Origin of the sequence: Brevibacterium sp. 91QC2O2, assembly GCF_024580695.1 — a bacterium.
Lineage (GTDB): Bacteria > Actinomycetota > Actinomycetes > Actinomycetales > Brevibacteriaceae > Brevibacterium > Brevibacterium moorei.
This window is the reverse complement of sequence record NZ_JANIJY010000062.1, coordinates 1-615: the sequence shown is the minus strand read 5'-3', so window position 1 is coordinate 615 and position 615 is coordinate 1. Positions and strand designations below refer to the sequence as shown.

The window sequence follows — 615 nt, the reverse complement described above, 5'->3', positions numbered from 1 at the left end:
GCCGCGGCGGCAAGTCCGACCCGATCGACGCCTACGCCGCAGCCAAGGCCATCGCAGCTGACGACCACGACCGCCTGCCGATCCCGAAACTCCTCGGCGGCGTCATCGCCGGCCTGGCCAACCTCTTGTGCGCCTACACCACCGCCGTCAAAGCCCGCACGACTGCGATCGTGCAGATCAAGAACAAACTCGTCACCGCCGACACCGCCTTTCGCCAGGCCCACCGCGGCCTGAACGACAAGACGCTGATCGCCCGACTCGCCGCCACCCGACCGGTGGCGACGGACTACCAGCGCAAGGCATTGCGCACGCTGGCCCGCCGCTATCAGAACCTCACCGGTGAGATCGACGAACTCCTGACCGACATCACCACCGTCGTCGCCGACACCGCACCGGCACTGGCAGCGGCCAAGGGAATCGGACCGATCAGCGCGGCGAAACTGCTGGTCACCGCGGGTGAGAATCCTGAGCGTATCCGCAGTAAGGAAGCCTTCGCCGCCTTATGCGGGGTGAGTCCACTGCAGGCGTCTTCCGGGAAGACGAACCGGCACAGGCTCAACCGTGGAGGAAACCGGCAGGCCAATCAGGCACTCCACCAGATCGTGCTCGTGCGCA

The 615-nt window shown here is 66.3% G+C and carries 1 protein-coding gene; it reads left to right on the top strand.

Annotation, left to right across the window (positions count from 1 at the left end; all coding sequences use genetic code 11):
• The coding region (locus NQ036_RS15420) for a transposase (protein WP_257060011.1) at window positions 1-615 on the top strand (615 nt) is incomplete at both ends.